Origin of the sequence: Streptomyces sp. NPDC048442, from assembly GCF_040651475.1 — a bacterium.
In the GTDB taxonomy this organism is placed as follows: Bacteria; Actinomycetota; Actinomycetes; order Streptomycetales; family Streptomycetaceae; genus Streptomyces.
Window position 1 is genome coordinate 41,989 of the sequence record NZ_JBEZKB010000025.1, and the last position, 26,191, is coordinate 68,179.

The 26,191-nt window shown below is 71.5% G+C and carries 25 protein-coding genes; 12 read left to right on the plus strand and 13 right to left on the minus strand.

Annotated elements, in window-relative coordinates:
• The first annotated feature begins 39 nt into the window (after positions 1–39).
• Entirely contained in the window at positions 40–1,698 is a 1,659-nt protein-coding gene (locus AB0D18_RS30360) for an amidohydrolase (protein WP_362425550.1), read from the plus strand.
• An 84-nt stretch (positions 1,699–1,782) separates the two neighbouring features.
• A complete protein-coding gene (gene thpR, locus AB0D18_RS30365) occupies positions 1,783–2,370 on the plus strand; it encodes an RNA 2',3'-cyclic phosphodiesterase (RefSeq protein ID WP_362425553.1) in 588 nt (195 codons plus the stop codon).
• Between the two features lie 159 nt (positions 2,371–2,529).
• Here thpR and AB0D18_RS30370 read toward each other — a convergent pair whose 3' ends face one another.
• Both AB0D18_RS30370 and AB0D18_RS30375 read right to left on the minus strand, forming a co-directional pair.
• Positions 2,530–3,528 (minus strand): aldo/keto reductase, encoded by a 999-nt coding sequence (locus AB0D18_RS30370; protein WP_362425556.1) that lies wholly within the window; start codon positions 3,526–3,528, stop codon positions 2,530–2,532.
• 143 nt (positions 3,529–3,671) lie between these two features.
• Positions 3,672–4,232 (minus strand): MarR family winged helix-turn-helix transcriptional regulator, encoded by a 561-nt coding sequence (locus tag AB0D18_RS30375; protein WP_362425559.1) that lies wholly within the window; start codon positions 4,230–4,232, stop codon positions 3,672–3,674.
• Positions 4,233–4,258: 26 nt separating this feature from the next.
• Between AB0D18_RS30375 and AB0D18_RS30380 the strand changes: the two genes are divergently transcribed.
• From AB0D18_RS30380 to AB0D18_RS30390, 3 genes are all read left to right on the plus strand, one after another.
• On the plus strand, positions 4,259–4,795 hold the full coding sequence (locus tag AB0D18_RS30380) for a carboxymuconolactone decarboxylase family protein (protein ID WP_362425562.1): 537 nt from the start codon (positions 4,259–4,261) through the stop codon (positions 4,793–4,795).
• Between the two features lie 148 nt (positions 4,796–4,943).
• On the plus strand, positions 4,944–5,249 hold the full coding sequence (locus AB0D18_RS30385) for a cupin domain-containing protein (protein ID WP_362425565.1): 306 nt from the start codon (positions 4,944–4,946) through the stop codon (positions 5,247–5,249).
• Between the two features lie 118 nt (positions 5,250–5,367).
• On the plus strand, positions 5,368–6,606 hold the full coding sequence (locus tag AB0D18_RS30390; protein ID WP_362425568.1) for an alpha/beta hydrolase: 1,239 nt from the start codon (positions 5,368–5,370) through the stop codon (positions 6,604–6,606).
• A gap of 34 nt (positions 6,607–6,640) precedes the next feature.
• Here AB0D18_RS30390 and AB0D18_RS30395 read toward each other — a convergent pair whose 3' ends face one another.
• Positions 6,641–7,849 carry a hypothetical protein gene (locus AB0D18_RS30395; protein ID WP_362425571.1) on the minus strand — a complete coding sequence of 403 codons (1,209 nt, stop codon included), beginning with the start codon at positions 7,847–7,849 and terminating at the stop codon, positions 6,641–6,643.
• A gap of 349 nt (positions 7,850–8,198) precedes the next feature.
• Positions 8,199–8,696, minus strand: a complete 498-nt coding sequence (locus tag AB0D18_RS30400) for a peptidylprolyl isomerase (RefSeq protein WP_362425574.1) — start codon at positions 8,694–8,696, stop codon at positions 8,199–8,201.
• A 505-nt stretch (positions 8,697–9,201) separates the two neighbouring features.
• On the opposite strand from AB0D18_RS30400, the gene AB0D18_RS30405 reads away from it, so the two are divergent.
• Both AB0D18_RS30405 and AB0D18_RS30410 read left to right on the plus strand, forming a co-directional pair.
• A complete protein-coding gene (locus AB0D18_RS30405) occupies positions 9,202–9,474 on the plus strand; it encodes a hypothetical protein (RefSeq protein ID WP_362425577.1) in 273 nt (90 codons plus the stop codon).
• A gap of 105 nt (positions 9,475–9,579) precedes the next feature.
• The gene (locus AB0D18_RS30410; protein ID WP_362425580.1) at positions 9,580–9,846 is read left to right on the plus strand and encodes a hypothetical protein; all 267 of its coding nucleotides are present in this window, start codon (positions 9,580–9,582) and stop codon (positions 9,844–9,846) included.
• Positions 9,847–9,967: 121 nt separating this feature from the next.
• Here the strand turns inward: AB0D18_RS30410 and AB0D18_RS30415 are convergent, their stop codons facing one another.
• Together AB0D18_RS30415 and AB0D18_RS30420 are read right to left on the minus strand one after the other, a co-directional pair.
• Positions 9,968–10,183 carry a hypothetical protein gene (locus tag AB0D18_RS30415; RefSeq protein ID WP_362425583.1) on the minus strand — a complete coding sequence of 72 codons (216 nt, stop codon included), beginning with the start codon at positions 10,181–10,183 and terminating at the stop codon, positions 9,968–9,970.
• A gap of 165 nt (positions 10,184–10,348) precedes the next feature.
• Positions 10,349–11,053, minus strand: coding sequence for a GDSL-type esterase/lipase family protein (locus AB0D18_RS30420; protein WP_362425586.1), 705 nt, complete (start codon positions 11,051–11,053; stop codon positions 10,349–10,351).
• Between the two features lie 59 nt (positions 11,054–11,112).
• On the opposite strand from AB0D18_RS30420, the gene AB0D18_RS30425 reads away from it, so the two are divergent.
• Positions 11,113–12,114 carry a WD40 repeat domain-containing protein gene (locus AB0D18_RS30425; RefSeq protein ID WP_362425589.1) on the plus strand — a complete coding sequence of 334 codons (1,002 nt, stop codon included), beginning with the start codon at positions 11,113–11,115 and terminating at the stop codon, positions 12,112–12,114.
• A gap of 288 nt (positions 12,115–12,402) precedes the next feature.
• On the opposite strand, the gene serC is transcribed toward AB0D18_RS30425, so the two are convergent.
• The 7 genes from serC to AB0D18_RS30460 form a co-directional block, all read right to left on the minus strand.
• Entirely contained in the window at positions 12,403–13,521 is a 1,119-nt protein-coding gene (serC, locus tag AB0D18_RS30430) for a phosphoserine transaminase (protein ID WP_362425591.1), read from the minus strand.
• Positions 13,522–13,652: 131 nt separating this feature from the next.
• The gene (locus tag AB0D18_RS30435; protein ID WP_362425593.1) at positions 13,653–14,954 is read right to left on the minus strand and encodes a cytochrome P450; all 1,302 of its coding nucleotides are present in this window, start codon (positions 14,952–14,954) and stop codon (positions 13,653–13,655) included.
• Positions 14,951–16,291: a cytochrome P450 gene (locus AB0D18_RS30440; RefSeq protein ID WP_362425596.1), complete on the minus strand. Its 1,341-nt coding sequence runs from the start codon at positions 16,289–16,291 to the stop codon at positions 14,951–14,953. The genes AB0D18_RS30435 and AB0D18_RS30440 overlap by 4 nt, the downstream gene beginning before the upstream one ends.
• Positions 16,288–16,935 carry an ATP/GTP-binding protein gene (locus AB0D18_RS30445; RefSeq protein ID WP_362425869.1) on the minus strand — a complete coding sequence of 216 codons (648 nt, stop codon included), beginning with the start codon at positions 16,933–16,935 and terminating at the stop codon, positions 16,288–16,290. Before AB0D18_RS30445 ends, AB0D18_RS30440 begins: the two co-directional genes overlap by 4 nt.
• Positions 16,936–16,975: 40 nt before the next feature.
• Positions 16,976–17,350 (minus strand): DUF742 domain-containing protein, encoded by a 375-nt coding sequence (locus AB0D18_RS30450; protein ID WP_362425598.1) that lies wholly within the window; start codon positions 17,348–17,350, stop codon positions 16,976–16,978.
• Positions 17,347–17,778 carry a roadblock/LC7 domain-containing protein gene (locus AB0D18_RS30455; protein ID WP_362425601.1) on the minus strand — a complete coding sequence of 144 codons (432 nt, stop codon included), beginning with the start codon at positions 17,776–17,778 and terminating at the stop codon, positions 17,347–17,349. Before AB0D18_RS30455 ends, AB0D18_RS30450 begins: the two co-directional genes overlap by 4 nt.
• On the minus strand, positions 17,775–19,373 hold the full coding sequence (locus AB0D18_RS30460) for an ATP-binding protein (RefSeq protein ID WP_362425604.1): 1,599 nt from the start codon (positions 19,371–19,373) through the stop codon (positions 17,775–17,777). Before AB0D18_RS30460 ends, AB0D18_RS30455 begins: the two co-directional genes overlap by 4 nt.
• Positions 19,374–19,524: 151 nt before the next feature.
• Between AB0D18_RS30460 and AB0D18_RS30465 the strand changes: the two genes are divergently transcribed.
• The 4 genes from AB0D18_RS30465 to AB0D18_RS30480 all read left to right on the plus strand — a co-directional run bounded on the left by AB0D18_RS30465 (position 19,525) and on the right by AB0D18_RS30480 (position 26,169).
• Complete coding sequence (locus tag AB0D18_RS30465; RefSeq protein ID WP_362425607.1) at positions 19,525–22,347, plus strand: FAD-binding and (Fe-S)-binding domain-containing protein; 2,823 nt, start codon at positions 19,525–19,527, stop codon at positions 22,345–22,347.
• Between the two features lie 189 nt (positions 22,348–22,536).
• Positions 22,537–23,508, plus strand: a complete 972-nt coding sequence (locus AB0D18_RS30470) for an EamA family transporter (protein ID WP_362425610.1) — start codon at positions 22,537–22,539, stop codon at positions 23,506–23,508.
• Between the two features lie 121 nt (positions 23,509–23,629).
• On the plus strand, positions 23,630–24,424 hold the full coding sequence (locus AB0D18_RS30475) for a TIGR03084 family metal-binding protein (RefSeq protein WP_362425613.1): 795 nt from the start codon (positions 23,630–23,632) through the stop codon (positions 24,422–24,424).
• A 5-nt stretch (positions 24,425–24,429) separates the two neighbouring features.
• Positions 24,430–26,169: an acyclic terpene utilization AtuA family protein gene (locus tag AB0D18_RS30480; RefSeq protein ID WP_362425872.1), complete on the plus strand. Its 1,740-nt coding sequence runs from the start codon at positions 24,430–24,432 to the stop codon at positions 26,167–26,169.
• The last annotated feature ends 22 nt before the right edge of the window (positions 26,170–26,191 follow it).

A 26,191-nucleotide genomic window follows, 5' to 3' on the forward strand; every position in this document is an offset into this window, starting at 1 on the left:
CCCCGCCTCCCTCTGACTCCAACGCAAGGAGCACCACCCATGCCGACGTTCGACCGGCCCGCAGACCTCGTCCTCACCGGCGGCCCCGTGCACACCGTGGACGCCGCCCGCTCCCGGGCAAGCAGTGTCGCCGTGCGCGACGGGCGGATCGTCGCCGTCGGGCACGACGAGGTGCGCGAGCTGATCGGGCCGCGTACCGAAGTCGTCGACCTGGCAGGGAAGTTGCTGATCCCGGGCTTCCAGGACGCGCACGTCCACCCGGTCGGCGGCGGCGTCGAAATGGGCCAGTGCGACCTGACGGGGGCCGTCACCGCCGACGAGTACCGCGAGATCATCCGTACGTACGCGGACGCACACCCCGAGGCGGAGTGGATCACCGGCGGCGGCTGGTCGATGGAGGCCTTCCCCGGCGGCATGCCGGACCGGGCCTTCCTCGACGCGCTCGTACCGGACCGGCCCGTCTACCTGGTCAACCGGGACCACCACGGCGGCCTCGCCAACTCCCGTGCACTGGAACTGTGTTCCGTCACCCAGGACACCCCCGACCCCTCCGACGGCCGACTGGAGCGGGACGCCGCCGGGGCCCCTACCGGCATGCTCCAGGAGGGCGCGATGGGACTGGTCGCCCGCCACGTCCCCGCCCCGACCCCGGCCGAACGCCTGACCGGTCTCCTCCGCGCCCAGCGACTGCTCCACTCGCACGGCATCACCGCCTGGCAGGACGCCATGATCGGTGAGCACGGGGGCATGGTCGACGCCACACCGGCCTACGTGTCGGCGGCCCGGGACGGCCTGCTCACCGCCCGCGTGAGAGGATCCCTCTGGTGGGACCGGGCTCGCGGCACCGAACAGCTCCCCGAACTCATCGCCCTGCGCGAGGAGTTGACCATCGGCGACCGGCTCGGCGCCTCCACCGTGAAGATCATGCAGGACGGCATCGCGGAGAACTACACCGCCGCGATGCTCGACCCCTACCTGACCGCCTGCGGCTGCCCGTCCGACAACTCGGGCATCTCCTTCATCGACCCCAAGTCCCTCTCCTCGTACGTCACTTCACTCGACGCGGCGGGCTTCCAGGTGCACTTCCACGCGCTGGGCGACCGGGCGGTACGGGAGGCGCTGGACGCGGTCGAGGCAGCGCGTGCGGCCAACGGCTGGAGTGACACCCGTCCGCACCTCGCGCACCTCCAGGTGGTGCACCCGGACGACGTGCCGCGCTTCCGCGCGCTGGGCGCCACCGCCAACATCCAGGCCCTCTGGGCGGCCCACGAACCGCAGATGGACGAGCTGACCATCCCCTTCCTGGGTGCGGAGCGCGCCACCCACCAGTACCCCTTCGGCGACCTGCTGCGCGCCGGTGCGACCCTGTGCGCGGGCAGCGACTGGCCGGTCAGCAGCCCGGACCCGCTCGCCGCACTCCAGGTGGCGGTCACCCGCCGCGAACCGGACTGCGACGACGCGACCCCGGTCTTCCTCCCGGAACAGCGCATCGACCTGGGCGCGGCCCTCGCCGCTTACACGGCCGGGAGCGCGTACGTGAACCACCTCGACGAGACGGGCTCGATCCGCCCCGGCATGCTGGCCGACCTGGCGATCCTGGACCGGGACATCTTCGCGGGCCCGCCGCAGGAGATCGCTTCGGCGCGGGTCGTGTCCACGTACGTGGGGGGTGTGGAGGTGTACGCGGCGGGGGAGTGAGGGGCTCGCGCGGCGGGGTGTGAGGGGTGGGCGTGGCGGAGTGTGAGGGGTCTGCGGGGTGGGTGCCCCTGCAAAACTGGCCCGATGAGACTCTTCGTCGCCGTCATCCCCCCGCCCCTGGCAATCACCGAACTCGCTCACACCGTCGACCAGTTGGAAAAGCTCCCGGGTGCGGAAGCCCTCCGCTGGACCGCCCGGCCCGGCTGGCACTTCACCCTCGCCTTTCTCGGCGAGGTCGAGGACGAGCGGATTCCGTCGCTTCAGCGGGCTCTCGCGTACGGCGCCGCCGGTGCGGCTCCGTTTCCGCTCGCCCTCCACGGGGGTGGGCACTTCGCGGGGCGGGCCCTGTGGGCCGGGGCGGACGGTGACACCGCCGCCCTGCGCCGGCTCGCCAAGGCGTCGGGCGACGCCGCCCGGGAGGCCGGGGTGGAGCCCGACACCGGGCTGCCGTTCCGCCCGCACCTCACCCTCGCCCGCACCCGGGGCCGACGCGAAGAGGCGAGGGCGGGAGATGCGGACCTCGGTCCGTACCTCGCCGCCCTCGCCCCCTTCGCCGGTACGCCCTGGACGGTGTCCGAGCTCGCCCTCGTACGCAGCAACCCGCCCACCCACGGAGTGCGTGGCTGCGGTCCGCGCTACGAAACCGTCGCCGACTGGCACCTGGGCCGGTGAGCCGGGCCGCCGGCCCTTCCGGTTACGCTCGATGTGTGAATCCCAAAATCCGTAACCAGATCATGGCCGGCGTGCTCGTCCTGATGTTCGCCGTCATCGCGGTGGCGTCCCTCGCGGGCAACTAGGGCCTGGCCCGGCCGCCCGAGGCCAGCACCGCTTCTACCAGGCAAAAGCCTCCGGAGAGGCCCCCGGGCCTGGGAAGATTTCGTCCAGTCCCGTCAGTACTTCCGCCGACAGCTCCAGCTGAGTCGCCCGCAGCGCGGACGCGAGCTGGTCGGCGGTGCGCGGGCCGACGATCGGCCCGGTGACGCCCGGCCTCGTCAGCAGCCAGGCGAGCGCCGCCTCGCCCGGCTCGATGCCGTGCTTGTCGAGCAGGTCCTCGTACGCCTGGAGCTGCTTGCGTACGGACGGGTCCGCGAGCGCATCCGCCGACCGCCCGGACGTCGAACGCGCCGCACCGCCCTCGCGCTCCTTCCGCAGCGCGCCGCCGAGCAGCCCGCCGTGCAGCGGTGACCACGGGATGACTCCGAGCCCGTACTCCTGGGCCGCCGGGATGACCTCCATCTCGGCGCGCCGCTCGGAGAGGTTGTACAGGCACTGCTCGCTGACCAGCCCGTACGAGCCGAGCCGCCGTGCGGTCTCGTTGGCGCGGGCGATGTGCCAGCCGGCGAAGTTCGACGAACCGGCGTAGAGGATCTTCCCCTGCTGGATCAGTACGTCGACGGCCTGCCAGATCTCCTCGAAGGGGGTCGAGCGGTCGACGTGGTGGAACTGGTACACGTCGATGTAGTCCGTGCCGAGCCGCTTGAGGCTGGCCTCGACCGAGCGGCGGATGTTCACGGCGGAGAGCTTGTCGTGGTTGGGCCACGGCTCCTCGCCGTCGCCCGCCATGTTCGCGTACACCTTCGTCCCGAGGACGACCTTGTCGCGCCGTCCGTCGCCCTTGGCGAACCAGGAACCGATGATCTCTTCCGTACGGCCCTTGTTGTTGCCCCAGCCGTAGGCGTTCGCGGTGTCGAAGAAGTTGACGCCAGCGCCGAGCGCGGCGTCCATGATCGTGTGGCTGTCGGCCTCGTCGGTCTGCGGCCCGAAGTTCATCGTGCCGAGGACGAGACGGCTGACCTTGAGTCCGGTGCGTCCGAGCTGTGTGTACTTCATGACAGCCAAGCCAACGCCTTCGAGCGCGCTCGATGCAAGGGGGCAGAAGGGGGACGGTGTGTGTCCGTGGGGCACGGACCACCCGCCCGGACCACCCGCCCGGACCACCCGCCCGGACCACCCGCCCGGACTACCCGCCCGGACTACCCGCCCAGCCATCCTGCCGTGTCCAGCCGGAAGCGGTCCGAGGGCGGTACGAGCGTACGGAGGGCCGACTCCAGGTCTCGTACGCGCTCCGGGCCGACCGCCTCGGACCACTCCGCGCGCAGCGTTTCGAAGATCGCGGCAGAGCGCGTCAGGGCGTCGAGGCCGTGCGGGGTGAGGCGGAGGAGTTTGCGGCGGGCGTCGGCCGGGTCGGGGGCGGTGGTGGCGTAGCCGAGGGTGATCAGCCGGTCGACGGTCTTGCCCGCGGCCTGCTTCGAGATGCCGAGGCGGCGGCCCACCTCGCCGGCCGTGGCGCCGGCGGGGCCCGACGCGCCGATCGCCTGCATGGCGAAGCCGTACGCGGGGCGGGCGTCGGGGTGGCCCTGAGTGGCGAGTTCGGTGTGCAGGCGGTCGATCAGGGAGCGGAAGCCGGCGAAGAGGAGGAAGGGGAGTTCCCAGCCGGGGGTGGGGTCCGGGCCGTCCGGTCCGGGGTCGGTGGCCGGCTGGGAATCCCCCTTGCCCGAATCGACAACCTGGTTTACTTTCTTTTCGTCAACCATGTTGTCGATTCTAGGGGGCTGCATCCATGCGCGAAACCGACCTGCGATTTGCCGAGCACACCGTCGACACCGCGCCCGCCGGGTCCGTGAAGGCGATGGAGGGCATCGTCAAGAACCTCGGGTTCCTGCCGTCGATGACCGCCAGGCAGTCCGAGTCGCCCGAGCTGCTGAACGGGTTCCTGCGGATGAGTGCGCTGTTCGAGAGCGTGACCCTGGAGCCGGTCGCACGTGAGGTCTTGATCATGACCGTCGCCGCGCGGAACGAGTGCGGGTTCTGCGTGCGAATGCATGCGGGGAAGCTGGAGGAGTTGGGGGTGGGGGCGGATGTCGTTGAGGCACTGGAGGGTCAACAGCCGCTTGAGGACGATGCGTTGGAGGCCGTGCGGGTGTTCACGCATGCGGTGATGGACCGGGCGGGGGCGGTGAGTGATGCGCAGCTGGAGGCGTTCTACGCGCACGGGTACAGCAAGCGCCAGGCCCTCGAAGTGGTCCTCGGCATCGGCACGTACACCCTCTCCACCTTCGCGAACCGCCTCGTCGAGCGCGGGGAGCACCTGAGCTAGTGGCTCGTCCCGGTCCGGAGCCGGCGGCAGGCTTTGCCAAACGGTCCACCAGTTGTCTCTCCTGGGCGGCTAGCTTTCAGGGCATCCAACGATCTTTGTGTGCGGGCCCGTTCGGCATGACCGACCGGGTCCGTGAGAGGGGTGTGCCATGAATGTGCTCGACCTTGCGGAGACGGCGGCCGGTCTGCCGGAGGCGTGGAGCTCTCGCGTGCTGGGCACGGTGGGGGCTGCCTGCGTGAAGGTGCTGCGCATGGACGAACTGCCGGTCGAGAAGGAGAGCCATGGTGCCGCCGAGGCTCTGCTGGTCCTCGACGGCCGGCTGGAGCTGGAGGTGGAGGGTGCGCCGGTGTCGGTGCGGGCCGGCGAGCTGTTCATGGTGGCGGCGGGAGCTGTACACGCGGTCCGTCCCGGAAGCAGGGGCACGTTGGTGATCGTGGAAATGCCGGAGGCGTAACGGCCACTGGTCCTGGGCGCGGCCGCCGGTCCTGGCTGCGGCCACTGGTCCTAGGTGGGGTGTGGGGCCTTACTTTTGGCAGGGGTGGGGCGGGGGTGGTTCTCCGTACGGTCGCCGCATGAGCCGAAACGTGAACAGAAATCGCCGCCTCGCCGCCTCCGCGGCAGCCCTGCTCGCTCTCTCCCTCGCAGTCCCGCTCGCTTCGGCGGGCAGCGCCTTCGCCGCGTCCGGTCCGGCAGCCGTGTCGGCCACTGCTTCCGTGTCCGCCGCTTCATCCGTGTCCGCCGCTTCCTCCGCGTCCACCGCCGCTTCCGTGACCGCGCAGCTTCAACTCCCTTCCCCCAGCGGCAGGTTCGTCGTGGGAAGGAAGGACCTTCACCTCGTGGACAAGTCCCGGACCGACCCCTGGGTGCCGGCCGCCGGGAACCGCGAGCTGATGGTGTCGATGTACTACCCCGCAGGCAGGGGCGGCGGGGGTGCGTCCTCCTCGTACATGGGCAAGGGGGAGGCCCAGCTGCTGCTGGAGGGGATCCGGCGCGCGGACCAGTTCCCCGCCGAGCTGCTCAGCGGTGCGCGCACCAACTCCCGTACGAACGCACGCCCGTTGGGCGGAAAGCATCCGCTCGTCGTGCTCTCGCCCGGGTTCACCCTGCACCGTGCCACCCTCACCATCCTCGCCGAGGAACTGACCAGCCGCGGGTACGTCGTCGCGCTCGTCGACCATGCCTACGAGTCGTACGGAACCACCTACCCCGATGGTCGCACGCTCACCTGCGCCGCCTGCGTCGACGGCAACATGAAGCGGGTTCCGCAGGGGCGGGCCGCCGATGTTTCCTTTCTGATCGACCAACTCCTGCGGAAGGAGCATGAGTTCAGCAGGGTCATCGACCGGAAGCGGATCGGGATGGCCGGACATTCCATCGGCGGCAACAGCGCCGCCGTCGCCATGGCCCAGGACCCGCGGATCAGGGCGGGCGCGAATCTCGACGGCGGCTTCCAGGACGAGACTCCCGGCGCCGGGATGGCCGGCCGGCCGTTCCTGCTGCTCGGGACCGACGCCACCCATCGGCCCGAGCTCGGCAAGGGCAAGTGGCTGGAGGCGTGGGGCCGGATGGACGGGTGGAAGCGGTGGCTGACGGTCGCCGGATCCGGGCACTTCTCGTTCAATGATGTGCCCGTGCTCGGCGGGCAGTTGGGTGTGGTCGACCCGAGCGCTCCCCTCTCCGGGAAGCGCTCGGGCGAGATCACCCTGGGATACGTCGGGGCCTTCTTCGACCTTCAGCTGAAGGGGAAGCGGACCACGCTGTTCGACGGGCCGACGGCAGCCAATCCTGAAGTTGACTTCCACCGTCCGTGAGCAGGCTCGTGGGCTCCCCCGTGAACAGCTCTGTTCAGCTGGGGAGTTGACCCACGATCCACGATCCCAGTTCCGGCGTCATCGTCGTGTGCGCGGTGGTCGACGGCGCGCACAGGAAGTCGTGCAGGCCGCTGCGTTCCACCGGGACCTCGCGGAGGTCCGCGAACGGGTCGGCCTCCGGGGTCGACAGGTCAAAGTCCGCCAGGTCCACCGCGCTGCCCGTCGGCACGAAGCACGTCGCCGGGTGGTGCGCGGTCGCCGGCGCACCGAGCGCGCTCAGCAGCTGCGCCACCAGTTCGAAGTTGACGAGGGTGCCGCCGGGGGCGCCGTCCATCTCGGGGACGGTGTCCGTGTGGACGGGGATCGGCTCCGTGCCGGTCTTCGCCAGTTCGGCGACCAGTGCGCCCCTGCCCTGCTGCTGCGTGTACAGCCTCGTACCGGAGAGGTCGCCCGCGGCGGACAGGGCGAGCTGGTCGGGCTTGATGCCGTTGCCGATGCCCTTGCCGTCGCCGTTCGCGACGCCGACGAGGCGGGGGATCGAGGGCCAGCCGCCGACCCGCTCCAGCTGCTGCAGGAACGTCTTGCGGTCGTCGTGCATCGCCGGCTCGCCCTGGACCTTGCTGGTGTGCCAGCGCATCATCTGCTTCGCGGCGGGGCTGCTCACCAGGCCCAGCATCCGCGAGTCGCCCAGCAGGTACGGGACCAGCTTCTGGATGCCGATCGGCAGCCAGGCGCCCCGGTGCGGGGTGTCGTACGAGACGTAGAGGGCCGTGCGGTGCTCCATCCGCTGGCGTTCCATGTGCGCGAGCGCGTAGCGGGTGATCAGGCCGCCCATGCTGAAGCCGCCGACGGTGAGGGGCGCGTTCCCCTCCTGCTTGGAGAGGGCGGCGATGATGCACTCCGTCGCGACCTTCGCGTTGTCGAAGATCGACTTCGTACGGTCCTGGTAGCCGAGTAGGACGAGGTCGTGGCCGCGCTGGTGCAGGGCGGAGATGAACTTGTAGTCCGGGGAACCGTCGCCCTCCAGGCCGTAGTAGAGCTCGTCGTACGAGCTGGGCAGGCTGGAGAACCCGTCGGAGAGGATGACGGGCCTCTGTATCGCCAGGCGGCCGGGCACGCGGTACACCCATGCGGTGCCGCCGTCCCTGAGTGTCCAGGTCTCGTCGGGGAGGGGCGCTTGGGGGAATGCGGTGCGGGCGCGTGGGTCGAGGTCGCCCCAGAAATTGACCACAGGTGCGGACATTCAGGCCTCCCGTACGTCGAATGGTCCACCGAGGGTGCTCGGCAGGGCACTGAAAGTAGTCGGGGGTGTGGGGCGGATTGAATGGGTCGGATCACCTTTGGCTGCAAAGTATTGGTGTAGGCGGAAAGTCGTCCGGGTGGGTTTTGGCCATGTATGCGCCGGTGGGGTGGCGGGGGTGGTGGCGGTGGAGTACGGGGGTGTACAGGGGTGTACGGGGGGTGTACGCGCCGAAGCCCGGCGGCACCGTGGGGTGCGCGCCGGGCTTCGGGGTGGAGCGGTGCTGCGGTGGAGCGGTGCTCCGGTGGAGCGATGCTGCGGTGCAGCGGTGCTCCGGTGCTGCGGCTGCTGGTTAGAGCTGGCCGGAGGCGGCGATGGTGATCTTCGCCGAGGTGCGGCCGCTCCCCGAGCCGAGCGACTCGATCTTCTTGACGAGCAGCATGCTCTCCTCGTCCGCGACCTCGCCGAACACGACGTGCTTGTCGTCGAGCCAGCCGGTGACGATCGTGGTGATGAAGAACTGCGAGCCGTTGGTGTTCTTGCCCGCGTTGGCCATCGAGAGCTGACCCGGCTTGGTGTGCTTCAGCGTGAAGTTCTCGTCGGCGAACTTCTCGCCGTAGATGCTCTTGCCGCCGGTGCCGTCGCCGCGCGTGAAGTCGCCGCCCTGGAGCATGAACTCCGGGATGACGCGGTGGAAGGAGGAATTGGCGTAGCCGAAGCCCTTCTCGCCCGTGCAGAGGGCGCGGAAGTTCTCCGCCGTCTTCGGGACGACGTCGTCGAAGACGTTGAAGGTGATGCGGCCCGCGGGCACGTCATCGATGGTGATGTCGAAGTACGTCTGGATCGTCATGGGGGCAATCCTGACACCTGGGGGGCGGGGGCGGCGAACCGGGCCATGAATATGCAGGTCAGCGCGTGGGTGAGGCGGTGCGCGAGGCGGGGGTGAGGCGGGCTCGGGGTTGGCGGACGGTCATGCCGACCTGGTTGTCGGCGGTGGGCCGGAGCTGTGCGGACCCCTCTTTTCATGATCGCGCTCCGGGGGTTCGGTAAGGGGCGCTCCTGCGGTCCGTGCAGGGGAGCTGGGTGTAGGCGAGGTGGCCTCCCGGTGACGCCGAACTGACCGTTTATAGGCGGTTGTTGGGCGTTAGTGGAGTGTTAGCGGACCTCGCCATGATGGGGTTGCTGCGATCTTGGGCCCGTCTCGGCTCGGCGTGCGCGGCGAGGATGGGAGAGGGATCGATGAAGAAGGCAAGAATCGTGACCACGGCGTTGGCGGTGGTGCTGGCCGTCGGATCGGCAGGGGTGGTCGTCGTCAACGCGTCCGCTTCGGAGGGGGTAGGGGCCTACCTGGGGCTGTGTCCTCCTTCCGGGGGCCCGTCGTCGGTCCCGTCGTCGGCTCCGTCGTCGGCGTTGCCGTCGCAGCCGTCGGACGGGGAGAGCGGGACGACGCGTCCGTCAGCCCCGGCGTCGAGCGATGTTCCGACCCCGCCGGTCTCGGGGACCCCGACGCCTCCGCCTCCGGCTCCGGGAGAGAGCAGTACGCCTCCGCCTCCGGCTCCGGGAGAGAGCAGTACGCCTCCGCCTCCGGCTCCGGGAGAGAGCAGTACGCCTCCGCCTGCGCCGAGTGAGGGGGGCGTGACGGAGGTTCCCGAGGAGCCGTCCGCGGCGCTTTCCGCGGAGCGTTCCCGGACAGAGGGGCGTGCGCAGGGGGACGGCGACGGTGACGGCGGCTCGTGGCTGTGCCCTCCGTCCGGGGCGCCGTCCTCGGTTCCGTCGTCGGTTCCGTTGCCGTCGCAGCCGTCGGACGGGGAGAGCGGGACGACGCGTCCGTCCGCCCCGGCCACCAGTGGTGTTCCGACGCCTCCCGCTCCGGCAACGAGCAGTGCGGCTCCGCCTCCCGCCCCGAGGACGAGCAGCGCGGCACCCCCCTCCGCGCCGGTGACGAGCAGTGCGCCCACACCCCCGCCGGCCCCGCGCATCTCTGCGGAAGTGCCCCCTGAGCCGGGCGGCATGACCAAGCGCCCCGGGTTGCCCGGCGGCTCGGCGGAGATCCTGCCCCACTACAACTGATCTGCGGGGTCTCCGGCTCCGGGACGCAGAGAGGCCTGAACTGCGGTTGTCTCAGCGACAGTTGGGGCCTGTCCAGTCCGGGTCGTCCTGGGCGGTGGGGAGGGGGCGGTAGCCCTCCGAGTAGTGGTTCGTCCAGCCGCAGACGCCGCATGCGTAGCGGCCGTCCAGGCCCGCTATTTCGGTGCCGCAGCGGCGGCAGTTGGTGTACGTGATCTCGGGTGGGGCCGGTGTCGGACGGGGAGGCCGGGACGACTTGCGCGCATTCATGATTCGAGGAGTATGCGGGACGCGGGGGCGGGGGACGCGTGGTGCGCCGCGATCGGGGGGCGGCGAGTCGCGGCGCACCCTGTGGGACGGGTGGTGCGTACGGTGCGTACCGTGCGGGTCAGCTGGTGGCGGCGGGGCTCATGGTGAGCACCCTGCCGGACGTCGCTAACGAGCGGCCAACGTTCCCATGGCGTCCGGGAGTTGGGTGCCTGTACCCCACGCCTGGCGCATCGCGTCCGCGAAGGCCATGGCGAGTTTGTGCTCGCCGGTGGGGCCCGGGTGCGTGCCGTCGTACGTGTCCGTGTGGATGTCGTACGTGGGGTGGGGCGTGGCGAGGAGGAGCGGGGAGCGCGGCTCGCCCCGGTCGGCGACCGTCTTCGCGAGGAGCTCGTTGAAACGGGTGCACTCGGCGGCGAAGGGGGCGTCGCGTTCGGCGCGGACGTTGGGGATGACCGGGTGGATGACGATCGCGATGTGCGGGTTCGCGGCGCGGGCCTCGGTGAGGAAGAGGTCGAGGTTGGCGGCGGTCTGCGTGGCGTTCGTATAGAAGCCGAGGTCGATCAGGCCCAGGGAGACGAGGAGGGTGTTCGCGCCGGTCGCGTCGACGGTTTCGCGGATCGCCGGGGCCATGTGCAGCCAGCCCTCGCCCCAGCCGGCGAGGTGGCGGCGGGCCGCGGCCGGGAAGTCTTCGGCGGCGTACGCGTCGGAGGTGGCGGCGGCGGTGGTGGGGTCGTACAGGGCGGTGCGGGGGCCGACGATCTCGTACGGCTCGCTGCCCGCCTCCAGGTGCTGCCACATGCGGTAGCGCCACGTGAAGTCGCCGGGGCAGCCGATGGTCATGGAGTCACCGACGAAGAGGAAGCTGCGCATCCGATCATCATCGGGGATGCGCTGCGGGGGTCGCACCGTGATGCTGAACACTTGGGTGCATGCGCTCTTCTCGTACGTGTGTAGTCCTGGCCGCCGCCACCCTGGGAGCCGTGCTGGTGCTGCCCGCGCCGGTTGCTTTCGCTGGGGATGGTGAGGGGTTCACGATCAAGGACCCGCGGATCACCGAGTCGAGCGGCCTGGCGGCGAGCCGTGCGCATCCCGGCGTGTACTGGACGCACAACGACCAGGACGGGCCGTACGTGTACGCGGTGGACGGGAAGAGCGGGGAGACGGTCGCGCGGATCACCATGCGGGGGGTGGGCAAGCCGCGCGACATGGAGGCGATCTCGGTGGGACCCGACGGGAACGTGTACGTCGGGGACATCGGGGACAACCTCGGCGGGACGTGGGACCACGTGTGGATCTACCGGTTCCCCGAGCCGAAGACGCTGAAGGATCAGAGCGTCTCCGCCGTGCAGTACGACGTGAAGTACGCGGACGGGGCGCGGAACGCGGAGGCGCTGATGGTGCACCCGAAGACGGGACGCGTCTACATCGGCAGCAAGCAGGAGGACGGGGCGGGGCTCTACGAGGGACCCGCGCAACTCTCGCCGAAGGCGACGAACACCTTCCGGAAGGTGAGCGGGATCCCGTGGGTGACGGACGGAGCGTTCTCGCCGGACGGGAAGAAGCTGGTGCTGAGGTCGTACCTGGGGGCCGAGGAGTACGACTGGAAGTCCGGCGGCCGGGACCTCGGGGACGGACGGTCGCTGAACATCGGGTACCGGGGGCAGTCGGAGTCGGTGACGTTCGAACTGGACGGGAAGTCGATGCTCTTTGGGGCGGAGGGGGAGGGGAGTGAGGTGATGCGGCTGGCGGTGTCGCCGCGGGAGGACTCCTCCTCCGACTCCTCCGACTCGTCCGATTCGCCGTCGGCGAGCCCTGGTGGAGAGAGTGGTGGGGGCCGAGGGGCGTTGGGTGGCGGGGTTACGGGGTTCGTCGTGGTGGGGGTGGTGGTGCTGGCCTTCCTGGGGCTGCGGGGGAAGCGGAAGCGGGGCTGAGGGGGCGGTGTCGGGGGGCGTGCGGCCGCGAGGGGTGGGGCTCGCGTGGGGGGCCGCCCCCTTGCCCACCCGTCCCGCCCCCGGGGGGCGGCCCCGCTGCCCAAGAGGGCTCGCGGCGAAGGGGCAGGCATTTAGGGGCGCGGGGAACTGCGCGATCAGCCACGACGTGCCCGCACGATGCCCACCGCTCAGCCACGACGTGCCCGCACGACGACCACCCGCCCCCACGCACGGGGCCCGGCACGCATAGCTCGTGCCGGGCCCCGTGCTACGTACCGCAGGAAGATGTCAGAGCTGCTCGATGACATAGTCGATGCACGCCGTCAGCGCCTGCACGTCCGCCGGGTCGATCGCCGGGAACATTGCCACGCGCAGCTGGTTGCGGCCCAGCTTCCGGTACGGCTCCGTGTCGACGATGCCGTTCGCGCGCAGGACCTTCGCGATGGCCGTCGCGTCGATGCCGTCCGCGAAGTCGATCGTCCCGATGACCTGCGACCGCTTCGCCGGGTCGGTGACGAACGGCGTCGCGTGCTTCGAGTTCTCCGCCCAGGAGTACAGGGCCGAGGAGGAGGCACCCGTGCGCTGGACCGCCCAGTCCAGGCCGCCCTGCTTGTTGAGCCACGTCAGCTGCTCGTTGAGCAGGAAGAGCGTGGCGAGGGCGGGGGTGTTGTACGTCTGGTTCTTGAGGGAGTTGTCGATCGCCGTCGGCAGCGAGAAGAACTCCGGGACGTGGCGGCCGGAGCCGTGGATGCGCGCCGCGCGCTCCAGGGCCGCCGGGGAGAACGCCGCCAGCCACAGGCCGCCGTCCGCCGCGAAGGACTTCTGGGGCGCGAAGTAGTAGACGTCGGTCTCGGTGATGTCGACGGGGAGACCGCCGGCGCCGGACGTCGCGTCCACCAGGACGAGGGAGTCGGCGTCGGCGCCCGCGACGCGCTTGATCGGCGCCGCGACACCCGTCGACGTCTCGTTGTGGGTGTACGCGTAGACGTCGACGCCCGCCTCGGCCTTCGGGTCCGGGTGCGTACCCGGGTCGGAGGCGATCACGGTCGGGTCGGCCAGCCACGGGGCGAGCTTGGCCGCCTTCGCGAACTTCGACGAGAACTCGCCGAAGCAGAGGTGCTGGGACTTGTTGTCGATGAGCCCGTGGGTGGCGACGTCCCAGAAGGCGGTGGAGCCGCCGTTGCCCAGGATGACCTCGTAGCCCTCGGGGAGGGAGAAGAGCTCGCGTACGCCGTCCCGTACCGCGCCGACCAGGTTCTTGACCGGGGCCTGGCGGTGGGACGTACCCATGAGTGAACTGCCGGTGGCGGCAAGCGCGTCGAGCGCCTCCGTCCGTACCTTGGAGGGGCCCGCGCCGAAACGGCCGTCGGCGGGCTTGATGTCAGCGGGAATCTGGATCTCAGCCACGAGCCGGAGCGTAGTCGCTCCCGGGGGACGGGTGTTACCTCCGTCCGGCGGATGAGACGACCGGCACTCCGGCCCGTCGCTCCGGCCCGTACAGGTGCCTTCCAGGTGCCTTCGTACGAGAGACGCGCTGGTCAGGCCTGCTTGCCCAGGCGGACCGGGACGTCGACGAGGTCGTTCTGGGTGAGTACGGCCTTGTTGCGCAGCTCGGACGCGGGCACGGCGAGGGTGAGGTCGGGGAAGCGCGCGTACAGCGCGGGCAGTGCGATCGCGGCCTCCAGGCGGGCCAGCGAGGCGCCCGGACAGACGTGCGGGCCGTGGCCGAACGAGATGTGCTTGACGCTGTCGCGGGTGATGTCGAAGTCCTCCGCGGTGTCGCCGTGCACCCGCTCGTCGCGGCCGAGGGCGCCGAAGGAGACCAGCAGACCCTCGCCCTTGGGGAGGACGGCGCTGCCGACCGTGATGTCCTCGGTGGCGTACCGCAGGAGGACGTGCGAGGTCGGGGTCGACCAGCGCAGGGTCTCCTCGACGACGTTCTCCCACGGGATCTCGCCGGAGAGGGCCTTCGCGCGCTGCTCGGGGTGCGTCTCCAGGCCGATGACCGCCTGCAGGAGGAGGCTGATCGTCGTCTCGTGACCGGCGATGATCATCACCTTGATGGTGTTGAGGAGCTCCTCCTCGGTGAGGCTGTCACCGCCTTCGGAGGCCTGCAGGAGGGCCGTGGTCAGGTCGTCGCCCGGGTGCGTGCGCTTCTCCGCGACGACCTCGGAGAAGATCTCGTCGATCTCGGCCAGGACCCTGGGCATTTCGCCCGGCTCGGTCTCGCTGGAGAAGAACCGGTCGAAGACCGCCGTCAGGCGCGGGCTGACGACCTTCTCGACGCCCATCAGCGCGGTGACGACCTTCATCGGCAGCGGCTGGGCGAACTCGGCCTTCAGATCGACGACTTCGGTGGCGCTGCGGGAGCCGAGGGCGTCCAGGAGGGTGTTCGTGATCGCCTCGATGCTGCCGCGCAGCCGCTCCACCCTGCGTACGGTCAGCGCCTGTGCGACCAGGAGGCGCAGCCTGCGGTGCTCGGGGCCGTCGACGGTGAGCATCGAGCGGCCCGGGTTGACCAGGCCGATCAGCGGCCAGTCCATGGCGATCTCGCCGCGCTGCCAGGCGTTCCACTGGTTGATGTCCTTCACCAGACGGGGGTCGGTGAGGAGCTGGCGGGCCTCGGTGTGGTGGGTCACCGCGTAGACGCGGACGTCGCCGGGGAGCACCACGGGGACGAGGGGGCCGGCGGCACGCAGCCGGGCGCCTTCGCCGACGAGGTCCCGGACGAGGGGGTCGAGGGCTATGGGGGCGGGCGGGGCGCTGGTGGCTCCGGTAGGTCCGGTGGCTCCGGTGTAGGGGCAGGTGGGAGCGGTGCCTGCGTCGGGTGCGGTGGTCATCTGTGGCCTCCGGGGGCGGGAGCCGGCCTGAGGGCCGGGGTGGGAGTGAACGTCACGGGCAGTGCGGTCATCCCGCGCAGCCAGGCGGACGGACGGCGGGTGAGCTCCTCGGCGGGTACGGCGAGGTCGATGTCCGGCAGCCTGTCGAGGAGTACTTCGACCGCGGTACGGGCGATGACCTCGGCGATCTCCTGCGCGGGGAAGGGGCAGCGGTGCTCGCCGTGGCCGAAGGAGAAGAACGCGTTGTTGCCGCCGGTCAGGACGGACGCGTCCGTACGTACCTGCGGATCGGCGTTGGCGGCGGCCAGGCCGAGGATCAGCAGATCGCCCGCGGCGATCGCGCGGCCGCCGAGACGGGTGTCGCGGGCGGCCCAGCGGCCCGCGACGTTCTGGGTGGGAGTGTCCTCCCAGAGCACCTCGTTCATGGCTTCGGCGACGCTGTGCCGGCCGCCGGAGAGGGAGGCGGTGAAACGGTCGTCGGTGAGCATCAGACGCAGCGTGTTGCCGATCCAGTCGGCGGTGGGCTGGTGGCCGGCCGCCGCCATCACCATCAGGTCCTGCGCGGCGTCGACGGCGCTGAAGCCCTGGGTGTTGGCGAGCATGCGGGACGCCACGTCCGGGCCGGGGAACTGCGACTTCTCCGCGATCAGCGCCATGATCGTCTGCTGTACGTGCTGCTGGCCCGCGAGTGCGCGCTCCCGGCCGTCGATCATGTCGATCAGGGCGGCGACCAGGTCCGGGCCCTGGTCGTCGGGGACCCCGTACATCTTCGCGATCACGCGGACCGGGAGCAGCATCGCGTACCGGCTGATGATGTCGGTCTCGCCCGTCGTGCAGAACAGGTCGATCAGGCTGTCAGCGAACTCCTCGGCGTAGCGCCGCAGTTCGTGCGGGTCGACGCCTTCGAGGGCGTCGCTGATCATCCCGGCGCGGGCCTGGTGGCGCTCGCCGACGGTGTAGAGGATCGACGGCTGCTCGCGGCTGATCATCGGGGCGAGGGGCCAGTTCGGGGGGAGGCTGTCCCACTGGTTCCAGAGGGTGGAGTCCCGGGTGAACAGGCTTGCGTCGGTGGTGACTTGGTGCATCTCGCGATAGCCGATCACGAGCCAGGCGGGGATGCCGCCGGCCAGGGTCACGGGGACCACGGGGCCGTGCTCGCGGCGCAACTCGCGGTATAGGGCGGAGGGTTCGGACTGGAAGCGGGGGCCGGAGAGGGGGACGGACTCTTCGGCTTCGGGGCCGGGTGCGGGGCCGGGTGCGGGTGCGGGTGCGGATGTGGTTCCGGGGCCGGCTTCGGCTTCGGTGTGTGCGGGGCAGCCCGGGGGCGGTGTAGTCACTGGGGGGTGCTCCCTCGGGCTGTGGTGGCTGTGACGGTTGTGCCGGGTGCTGCTGCGGCTGCTGTGGGCTCTGCTGCTGCGGCGCCCCGGCCCGCCGTCGACAGGTGGTGCAGGTGCTCGACCAGCGTGATCAGTACGTTCTTGCTGGAGGCCCGGCTGCGGGCGTCGCAGGTGACCATCGGGATGTGGTCGGGCAGGTCCAGCGCTTCCCGTACCTGTTCGTCCGTGTGGAACGGGCCGCCGAAGTCGTTGCGCGCCACGACGAACGGCGTGCCGTGGTGTTCCAGGCGGTCGATGGCGTACCAGGAGTCGGCGAGGCGGCGGGTGTCGACGAGGACGACCGCGCCGAGGGTGCCGGAGAAGAGGCGGTCCCAGAGGAACCAGAAGCGTTCCTGGCCGGGGGCGCCGAAGAGGTAGAGGACGGTACGGCCGTCGATCGATATGCGGCCGAAGTCGAAGGCGACGGTGGTCGAGTACTTCGTCCGTACGCCGTCGAGGTCGTCGACCTCCTCGCCCGCACGGGTCATCGTCTCCTCGGTGTTGAGGGGACGGATCTCGCTGACCGAACGGACCATGGTGGTCTTGCCGACACCGAAGCCGCCGACGACGACGATCTTCAGACCGTTGTCGGCGGTGCGCGACAGAGGGGGCCTGACCGCAGGTGCCTCGGGGACGAGGCTCGCGTCAGAGATTGCGGAGGCCAACGAGCACCTGCTCCAGGAGTTCGGGTTCGGGAAGTTCGGCGGATTCGGGTGCGCGGCGCGGGTGGCGGGCGCTGATCCGGCCGGTGTCCAGCAGATCGGCCAGCAGGATGCGGGTGATGCCGACGGGCAGAGCGAGCTCGGCGGCGATCTCCACGACGGCGATCGGGTAGTCGCACATCCGCAGGATCGCCGCGTGCTCGGACTGCATGCCGGGCGTCGGGTCGCACTCCGCGACGACCAGGGTGACCAGGTCGAACGCGTCGGAGTGGGTGCGGCTGCGGCCCCCGGTGACGGTGTAGAGCCGGTCGGGGGAGTCGTCGCGCCCCGGGCGGCGCGGGCGGGCAGGTGTGCTCATGTGGAGGAGGCGGCGGCGGGGGTGGTGCCGTTCAGGCGGGGTTCCGCGGCGAGGTGCTCGCCGAGCTGCTCGATGAGTTCGCTCATGTTGTGGCCGATGAGGCCGACGTCGGAGTCCTCGCCCGCGACGACCGCGAGGTGGGCGCCCGCACCCGCCTCGACGATGAACAGGATGCCGCCGTAGAACTCGGCCATCGCTTGCCGGACACCGCCGCTGCCGTCGCCGAACTCGATCGACGCCCCGTGCGTCAGGCTCTGGATGCCTGCGGCGATGGCGGCCAGCTGGTCGGCCTGGTCGACGGAGAGCTCGGGCGTACGGCAGAGCTTGAGGCCGTCCCGGGACAGGACGAGGGCGTGACGGGCGCCGGGAGTGCGCTCCAGCAGGTTCTCCAGCAGCCAGTTGAGCTTCTCGTCGGTGGTGGCGGTCATCGGTTCTCGTTGCCTTCCGGGTGGTGGGGGTGGGGTGCCGTGTCCTGCTCGGGGCTCTGGCTCTGGCCCTGGACTGCCCGGCGGAACGTGCTGAAACGATCCGGCGCGGCCGTCCGGGCGGCGGGCTTGGCCTGCGCGGGCTTGGGCGGTGCGTCCGGCCCGGCCGGGTGCGCGGCGGCGAGGGTCCGGCCCCGGCGGCGCTTGGGCAGCCCGCTCTCGCCGAACTGGGGGTTGTTTCCGGTGGTCTCGGAGGAGGGAGATCCGCCGGGGGCCGGGGGGACGGGATCTGCCGTACGTACGACAGTGGCATCGGCCTCCGCCACCGCCGCAGCCGCAGCCGCAGCGGGCGCCGTCACCTCAAGAGGTGCAGGCGGTGCGGATGGCACCGCCACCTCAAGAGGTGCAGGCGGTGCGGATGGCGTCGTCACCTCAAGAGGTGCAGGCGGTGCGGATGGCACCGCCACCTCAAGAGGCGCCGGCAGCCGCGTCGACCCGGTGTCGTGGCGCCGGGCCGCAGCGGTCGGCTGCGGCTGGGTCAGCAGTTCCTGCGGCAGCAGCATCAGCGCACCCGTACCGCCGCGCGCAGACGGCCGGAAGGACACCTTCAGCTGGTGCTTGCGGGCGAGGCAGCCGACGACCGCGAGGCCGAGCCGGGTGCCGGAGAGGCTCGTCAGGTCCAGCGGCGTGTCCGCGCACACCGCGCGCTCCGCCCGGCGCAGCTGCACGTCGCTCATGACGAGCCCGCTGTCCTCGACGGTGATGATGAGGCCCGCCGGAACCTCCTCCACGTACACGTGCACCTCTGCCGTCGGCGGCGAGAAGTTCGCCGCGTTGTCGAGGAGTTCGGCGAGGGCGTGCATGACGCCCTCCGCCGCGTGACCGGCGACGGCGATCTCGCTGGTGGAGTGCAGCCGGACGCGCTGGTAGCCGTTGATGCGGCCCATCGCGCCGCGCAGTACGGACTCCATCACGATCGGTTTTGCCCATCTGCGACCGGAACGCGCGCCCGTGAGGATGGCGATGCTGTCCGCGAGGCGGCCGGCCTGGGCGGTGCGGTGGTCCAGGTGCAGCAGGTCGCCCAGGACGTCCTCGTCGGTGTGCTGGTGTTCCATCTCGCGGAGGTCGGCCAGCATGCTGGTGGCGAGTGCCTGCATGCGGCCCGCCGCGTTCGCGCATGCGGACATCGCTGCCGCGCGGGAGGCCTCGCCGCGGCCGACCTCGGTGGCGAGCGTGGTGAGCAGGGACCGCGCGTGCTCGTTGTCCAGCGTTCCCAGCGAATGCTTGGTGGCGGCAAGAGCGGTGGAGGCCGAGTCGCCGGAGCGCAACCTGCCGACCAGGCTCGGAACGGTTTCCTGGGCGAACCGTTCGGCGTCGAGGCGGCGGGTGTCCAGGGTCTCGCGCAGTCCGCGCGCCTTCGCCGTGGCGTGCGCGGCGACGGTGACCGCGGCGGTCAGCAGCACTGCGGCGGCGCCGCCGCACCAGGCCAGCGGGGTCTGCACCTGCGCGGGGGCGGCGAGCACCGCCCAGAGGAGCAGCAGGCCGGAGACGGCCGCCGAGATCGACAGTGCCAGTGCGGACGCTCGGCGCAAGGACATGGAAGTGAAGCCTCCTGAAAGAGTGCTCACTATAAAAGAACTGATGATCAGTTGGGAAAGGTCCTGTTCGCTTTTCTTGTGCATACGCGAGACATGTGTGAGCGAAGTCGACTTGATGTGCCCGATTCGTGACACCGTGCATTCTTGATTCATGGCTGAACAACGGCGCGAGACGACCGAGTTGGCAGCAGACCTGAGGGCGGCCGTGCGCGGTGAGGTGTCCTTCGACGCCGCCGCACGGGCCCTCATGACGATGGACGCGTCGAACTACCGACGGGTCCCGCTGGGCGTCGTCGCCCCGCGCGACACCGACGACATCGCCGCCGCCCTGGCCGTCTGCCGGGCGCACGGGGTGCCGGTGGTGCCGCGCGGCGGCGGCACGTCCATCGCGGGTCAGGCGACCGGCACCGGCGTCGTCCTGGACACCACGCGGCACCTGCGTGCGATCGCCGACCTGGACCCGGCCGCCCGTACGGCGGTGGTCGGGCCCGGGACCGTACTCGACGATCTGCGGGCGGCGGCCGCACCGTACGGACTGACCTTCGGGCCCGACCCGTCCACGCACAGCCGCTGCACCCTCGGCGGAATGATCGGCAACAACTCCTGCGGTGCGCATTCGGTCGCCTGGGGCACCACGGCGGACCAGGTGCGCGAACTCGACGTCCTGACGTACGGAGGCGAGCGGCTGCGCCTTTCGCGCGGCGGCCGGGACACCGTCCCCGAACCCCTCCGCAAGGGACTGCACACCCTGCTGACGAACAACCTCGCCCTCTTGAGGACGGGATTCCCCGAACTCCCGCGCCGCATCTCGGGATACGCCCTCGACGCGCTCCTCCCGGAGAACGGCGTCGATCTCGCCCGCGCCTTCTGCGGCAGCGAGGGCACGCTCGGGGTGGTGACCGAGGCCGTCGTCGCTCTGGTGGAGGCACCTCGCGCGCGTGCCCTCGCCGTCCTCGGCTACCCGGACGAGAGCGCGGCGGCGGAGGCGGCCCCTGGCATCCTGCCGTACGGGCCCCTGACCGTGGAGGGCATGGCCGCCGACCTCGTACCGGAGCGGGAGCGGGCGCTGCTGCCGCGCGGGGCGGCCTGGCTGTTCGTCGAGACGGGCGGCGGGAGCGAGGCACAGGCCCGTGCGCGGGCGGAGGAGATCGTCCGGGGCGCGCAGGCGCTCGAAGGCGACGTCGTGGCGGACGCGGCCGGACAGCGCGCCCTGTGGCGCATCCGCGAGGACGCGAGCGGGACCGCGACCCGGATGCCCGACGGCAGCGAGGCGTGGCCGGGCTGGGAGGACTGCGCGGTGCCGCCCGCCAGGCTCGGCGCGTATCTGCGCGACTTCCGCGCCCTGATGCGGGACCACGGGTTCCGTGGGACGCCGTACGGGCACTTCGGGGATGGCTGCATCCACGTCCGTATCGACTTCGACCTCTTGAGGAGCGAGGGAGTGGCCCGCTTCCGCCGTTTCTCCGAGGAACTCGCGGACCTCGTCGTCGCCCACGGCGGCTCGCTCTCCGGCGAACACGGCGACGGCCAGGCCCGCGCCGAACTCCTCCCCCGGATGTACGGGAGCGAACTGGTTGGCCTCTTCCACGAGTTCAAGGACATCTGGGACCCGGCGGGCGGCATGAACCCCGGGGTGCTCGCCCGCCCCGCCCGGCTCGACGAGAACCTCCGCTTCGCCGTCCTCCCGGCCGAACCGGTCCGCGACGTCGCCTTCGCCTACCCCCACGACGGCGGCGACTTCTCGGCCGCCGTACGCCGCTGCGTGGGCGTGGCCAAGTGCCGTACGTCAGCGGCGCCGGACGGCGGCACGGACGTCATGTGCCCCTCCTTCCGGGCAACCGGCGACGAACAGCACTCCACCCGCGGGCGCGCACGGCTGCTGCACGAGATGCTCGCCGGCGAGGTCGTCGAGGACGGCTGGCGGTCGACGGAGGTCAAGGACGCCCTCGACCTGTGCCTGTCCTGCAAGGGGTGCCGCAGCGACTGCCCGGTGGGCGTCGACATGGCCACGTACAAGGCGGAGTTCCTGCACCACCACTATGCGGGCCGCCTGCGCCCCGCCTCGCACTACGCACTGGGCCGCCTGCCGGAGTGGCTGCGCCTGGCGTCGCCGATGGCCCCCCTCGTCAACGCCGCCTCCGCTCTCACCCCCCTGGCCTCCCTCGCCAAGCGTGCAGCCGGCATCACCCCGGAGCGCCCGATCCCCCGCCTCGCCCCCCGGACCTTCCGCCACTGGGCCCGCGGGCGTGCGGCTACGCCCGCCCCGCCCTCCTCCCCCCTCGTCACCCTCTGGCCGGACACCTTCACGAACCACCTTTCGCCGTCGGTGGGCATCGCGGCGGTACGAGTCCTGGAAGCGGCCGGCCTACGGGTACGCCTCCCGCGCGCGGGCCTGTGCTGCGGCCTCACGTACGTGTCGACAGGCCAGCTTGACCGGGCCCGCAAGGTCATGCGCCGCACGCTGGCGGCGGTGCCGACGGACACCCCTCTGGTCGTCCTGGAACCCAGCTGCGCCGCAGCCCTCAGGAGCGACCTCCCGGAACTGCTCGCCGACGACCCCCGCGCCCCCCAACTGGCCTCCCGCATTCGGACATTCGCCCAGACTCTGGAGGAGTACGCCCCCGACTGGACCCCGCCCCGCCTGAACCGCCAGGTCACCGGCCAGACCCACTGCCACCAGCACGCGGTCCTGGGGGACGAGGCGGAACGCCGCCTGCGCGCGAAGGCGGGCCTCACGGGCTCCCTCGCGGGCGGCTGCTGCGGCCTGGCAGGCAACTTCGGCTTCGAGGCGGGCCACTACGAGGTGTCGAAGGCCTGCGCGGAGGAGCAGCTGCTGCCGGGGCTGAGGAGCCTGGCCGCGGGTGGCGAGGTACTGGCGGACGGCTACTCGTGCCGGACACAGGTGGAACACCTGGGGGAGGGGGCTCGGGCGAGGCACTTGGCGGAGGTGCTGGCGGAGGGGTTGGGGGACTGAGGGGACGTGCTCCGCGCGGGGGCCGGGCGAGGGGCTAAGGGGCGGCAGTTAGGGGCGCGGGGAACTGCGCGACCAGCCACGACGCACCCGCACGCACAAACCCACCCGCACGCGCACGCCGACCCCCACCCCCCCATCCCCCATGCCATCATGGGCAAGTACATCCCATTGAACACGAGGTGCACCACAGTGAACGAGGTCGAGCCCCAGGCCAAGCCCGCCCCCGCCCCCCTCGTCGACGTCGAGGCGACCGTCGCCGCCGGCGCGGCCGCCGCGACTGCCAAGCCCCAAGGCTCCCGCGCCTCCACCCTCGCCCCCGTGGCCCTGGTCGTCGCCGGCGGCCTTTCCGTCCAGTTCGGCTCCGCCCTCGCCGTGCTGATCATGCCGAGGACCGGCGCCCTCGGCGTCGTCACTCTCCGGCTCGCCGTCGCCGCCGTCGTGATGCTCCTCGTGTGCCGCCCCAGCGTCCGCGGCTACGCCCGCCGCGACTGGGGCACGATCCTCGTTTTCGGCATCGCCATGGGCGGCATGAACACGCTCTTCTACCAGGCCAGCGACCGCATCCCGCTCGGCGCCGCCGTCACCCTCGAAGTGCTCGGCCCGCTCGCGCTCTCGGTCTTCGCCTCCCGGCAGTGGGCCAGCGTGCTGTGGGCGGGCCTCGCCCTCGCCGGGGTGGGGCTGCTGGGTGCCGCCGGGTTCGGCGGCCTGGACCTCGTCGGCGCCGCCTTCGCGCTCTCCGCGGGCGCGTGCTGGGCCGCGTACATCGTCTTCAGCGCGAAGACCGGCCGCCGCTTCCCGCAGGCCGACGGCCTCGCCCTCGCGATGGCCGTCGCGGCTCTGCTGAGCCTGCCGCTCGGGGTGCTCGAAGCGGGCACGAAGCTGATCGACCCGGTGACCCTCGGCCTGGGCGCCGCCGTCGCGCTGATGTCCTCCGTCCTGCCGTACACCCTCGAACTCGTCGCCCTGCGCAAGATGCCCGCACCGACCTTCGCCGTACTGATGAGCCTGGAGCCGGCGATCGCGGCCGGTGCCGGATTCCTCATCCTTCACCAGGCGTTGTCGCTGGTCGACGCGCTGGCGATTGCGCTGGTCATCGGCGCGAGCGTGGGCGCGGTACGCAGCCAGGCCCGGCAGAAGACTCCGCGCGTCCCGGCCAAGTAGCCACTTGGGACACCCACCGGACAACCGGAACACAGCCCCCGAGTAATTCAAGCACGCTTGCTTGTTTCCTCGGGGGCTGCCATGCTCCGGGCACGCAGCCACGCCCCGATGGGAGCGCAACGTGTCCGAACTCGACGCCGTACTGCAGGACTTGCGCGACGAGAGCGCCGAACTCGACAGCCTCGTGGCGGACTTGACGGGCGCCCAGTGGCGTCTGCCCACCCCCGCCGCCCGCTGGACCCTCGCCCACCAGATCGCCCACCTCACCTGGACCGACGCCGCGGCCCTGCTGGCGGCCACCGACCCGGACGCGTTCGGTGCCGAGGTGGCGAAGGCGGAGGCCAACCCCGACGGCTTCGTCGACGACGGCGCCGACGCGGGCGCCGTGCTCCCGCCCGCCGAACTGCTGGCCCGCTGGCGGACCGGCCGCGACCGGTTGTGGCAGGTCCTCAAGTCCGCCCCGGCCGGCACCCGCTTCCCCTGGTACGGGCCGCCGATGAGCGTCGCCTCGATGGCCACCGCCCGCCTCATGGAGACCTGGGCGCACGGCCAGGACGTCGCCGACACCCTGGGGGTGCGGCGCGAACCGACCGCCCGGCTGCGGCAGGTGGCCCGGATCGGGGCGCGGGCCCGCGACTACGCCTTCTTCGTACGGGGGCTGCCCGCGCCCGCCGAGGAGTTCCGGGTGGAGCTGACCGGGCCCGGCGGGGAGCTCTGGGCGTACGGGCCCCAGGACGCCGCCCAGCGCGTGACCGGGCCCGCGCTGGACTTCTGCCTCCTGACCACCCAGCGCGCCCACCGCTCCGACCTCGCCCTGCGTGCGGAGGGCGCCGACGCGGACCGCTGGCTGGACATCGCCCAGGCCTTCGCGGGCCCCGCGGGCGAAGGCCGCAAGCCCACGGGCGGACCGGCGTGACCGGCGTGACCGGCGGCCGCGGTCCGGCTGCCCGAACCGAAGCCCCCGTCCGCCCCGAGGTCCTCCGTATCGGCAACGCCTCCGGCTTCTACGGCGACCGCTTCGACGCCGTGCGCAAGATGCTCACCGGCGGCGAACTCGACGTCCTCACCGGGGACTACCTCGCCGAACTGACCATGCTGATCCTCGGCCGCGACCGACTGAAAGACCCCTCCCGGGGCTACGCCAAAACCTTCCTGCGGCAGCTGGAGGACGGCCTGGGGCTCGCCCACGATCGGGGCGTGAAGATCGTCGCCAACGCGGGCGGCCTCCACCCCGCCGGACTCGCCACCGCAGTGCGGGAACTGGCGCGACGGTTAGGGATACCGGTCAAGGTCGGTCACGTACAGGGGGACGACCTGATCGGAAACGGTCACTGGGGTGAGGGCGTGCTGACCGCCAACGCCTACCTCGGCGGCGCCGGCATCACCGCCTGTCTCGACGCCGGCGCGGACATCGTCGTCACCGGTCGGGTCACGGACGCCGCCCTGGTCACCGGACCCGCCGCGCACTGGTTCGGCTGGGGCCCCGAGGCGTACGACGAGCTGGCGGGCGCGGTCGTCGCCGGGCACGTCCTGGAGTGCGGCACCCAGGCCACCGGCGGCAACTACTCCTTCTTCGGCGCCCACGACGTGCGCCGCCCCGGCTTCCCCCTCGCGGAGATCCGCGCCGACGGCTCGTCCGTCATCACCAAGCACCCCGGCACGGGCGGCGTCGTCGACACCGGCACCGTCACCGCCCAGCTCCTCTATGAGACGGGCGGCGCGCGCTACGCGGGCCCCGACGTCACCGCCCGCCTCGACACCGTACGGCTGGAGCAGGAGGCCCCCGACCGGGTGCGCATCACCGGTGTACGGGGCGAGGAACCGCCGCCCACCCTCAAGGCGGGGCTCACCCGGCTGGGCGGCTGGCGCAACGAGGTCGTCTTCGTGCTCACCGGGCTCGACGTCGACGAGAAGGCCGAGCTGGTGCGGGAGCAGGTCGAGGACGCGCTCGACGGCGCCAAGAGGCGCCCCTCGGAGGTGCGGTGGACCCTGGCCCGCACCGACCGCGAGGACGCCGGCACCGAGGAGTGCGCGAGCGCCCTGCTGCGGCTCGTCGTCCGCGACCCGGACGCCGAGACCGTCGGCCGCGCGGTCAGCGGCGCGGCCGTGGAGCTGGCCCTCGGCAGCTACCCCGGCTTCCACGTCACGGCCCCGCCGGGGAAGGGCGCACCGTACGGCGTCTTCGAAGCCCGCCATGTGGATGCGGCGGGCGTGCCCCACACGGCGGTGCTCCCGGACGGCGCCACACAGCGGATCCCCGCGCCCGTACGGACCCGGCCCCTCGCCCCCGTACCGGATCCGGCCCTTCCGAAACCGCTGCCCGCGCAGAGTGCCCGCCGCGCCCCTCTCGGCCTGGTCGCGGGCGCCCGCAGCGGCGACAAGGGCGGCGACGCCAACGTGGGCGTGTGGGTGCGCACCGACGACGCGTGGCGGTGGCTCGCCCATGCGCTCACCGTCGACCGCTTCAAGCAACTCCTGCCGGAGTCCGCCGACCTGACCGTCACCCGCACCGTCCTTCCCCACCTGCGCGCCCTCAACTTCACCGTCGAAGGACTTCTCGGCGAGGGCGTCGCCGCCCAGGCCCGCTTCGACCCGCAGGCCAAGGCGGTCGGCGAGTGGCTGCGCTCGCGCCACCTCGACATACCGGAGGCACTCCTGTGACCGCGATACCGGAGGTACCCCA

Coding starts and splice junctions, on each gene's coding strand:
- AB0D18_RS30360 (WP_362425550.1), top strand. CDS start 40: ATGCCGACGTTCGACCGGCCCGCAGACCTCGTCCTCACCGGCGGCCCC.
- thpR (WP_362425553.1), top strand. CDS start 1,783: ATGAGACTCTTCGTCGCCGTCATCCCCCCGCCCCTGGCAATCACCGAA.
- AB0D18_RS30370 (WP_362425556.1), bottom strand. CDS start 3,528: ATGAAGTACACACAGCTCGGACGCACCGGACTCAAGGTCAGCCGTCTC.
- AB0D18_RS30375 (WP_362425559.1), bottom strand. CDS start 4,232: ATGGTTGACGAAAAGAAAGTAAACCAGGTTGTCGATTCGGGCAAGGGG.
- AB0D18_RS30380 (WP_362425562.1), top strand. CDS start 4,259: ATGCGCGAAACCGACCTGCGATTTGCCGAGCACACCGTCGACACCGCG.
- AB0D18_RS30385 (WP_362425565.1), top strand. CDS start 4,944: ATGAATGTGCTCGACCTTGCGGAGACGGCGGCCGGTCTGCCGGAGGCG.
- AB0D18_RS30390 (WP_362425568.1), top strand. CDS start 5,368: ATGAGCCGAAACGTGAACAGAAATCGCCGCCTCGCCGCCTCCGCGGCA.
- AB0D18_RS30395 (WP_362425571.1), bottom strand. CDS start 7,849: ATGTCCGCACCTGTGGTCAATTTCTGGGGCGACCTCGACCCACGCGCC.
- AB0D18_RS30400 (WP_362425574.1), bottom strand. CDS start 8,696: ATGACGATCCAGACGTACTTCGACATCACCATCGATGACGTGCCCGCG.
- AB0D18_RS30415 (WP_362425583.1), bottom strand. CDS start 10,183: ATGAATGCGCGCAAGTCGTCCCGGCCTCCCCGTCCGACACCGGCCCCA.
- AB0D18_RS30420 (WP_362425586.1), bottom strand. CDS start 11,053: ATGCGCAGCTTCCTCTTCGTCGGTGACTCCATGACCATCGGCTGCCCC.
- AB0D18_RS30425 (WP_362425589.1), top strand. CDS start 11,113: ATGCGCTCTTCTCGTACGTGTGTAGTCCTGGCCGCCGCCACCCTGGGA.
- AB0D18_RS30435 (WP_362425593.1), bottom strand. CDS start 14,954: ATGACCACCGCACCCGACGCAGGCACCGCTCCCACCTGCCCCTACACC.
- AB0D18_RS30450 (WP_362425598.1), bottom strand. CDS start 17,350: ATGAGCACACCTGCCCGCCCGCGCCGCCCGGGGCGCGACGACTCCCCC.
- AB0D18_RS30455 (WP_362425601.1), bottom strand. CDS start 17,778: ATGACCGCCACCACCGACGAGAAGCTCAACTGGCTGCTGGAGAACCTG.
- AB0D18_RS30460 (WP_362425604.1), bottom strand. CDS start 19,373: ATGTCCTTGCGCCGAGCGTCCGCACTGGCACTGTCGATCTCGGCGGCC.
- AB0D18_RS30465 (WP_362425607.1), top strand. CDS start 19,525: ATGGCTGAACAACGGCGCGAGACGACCGAGTTGGCAGCAGACCTGAGG.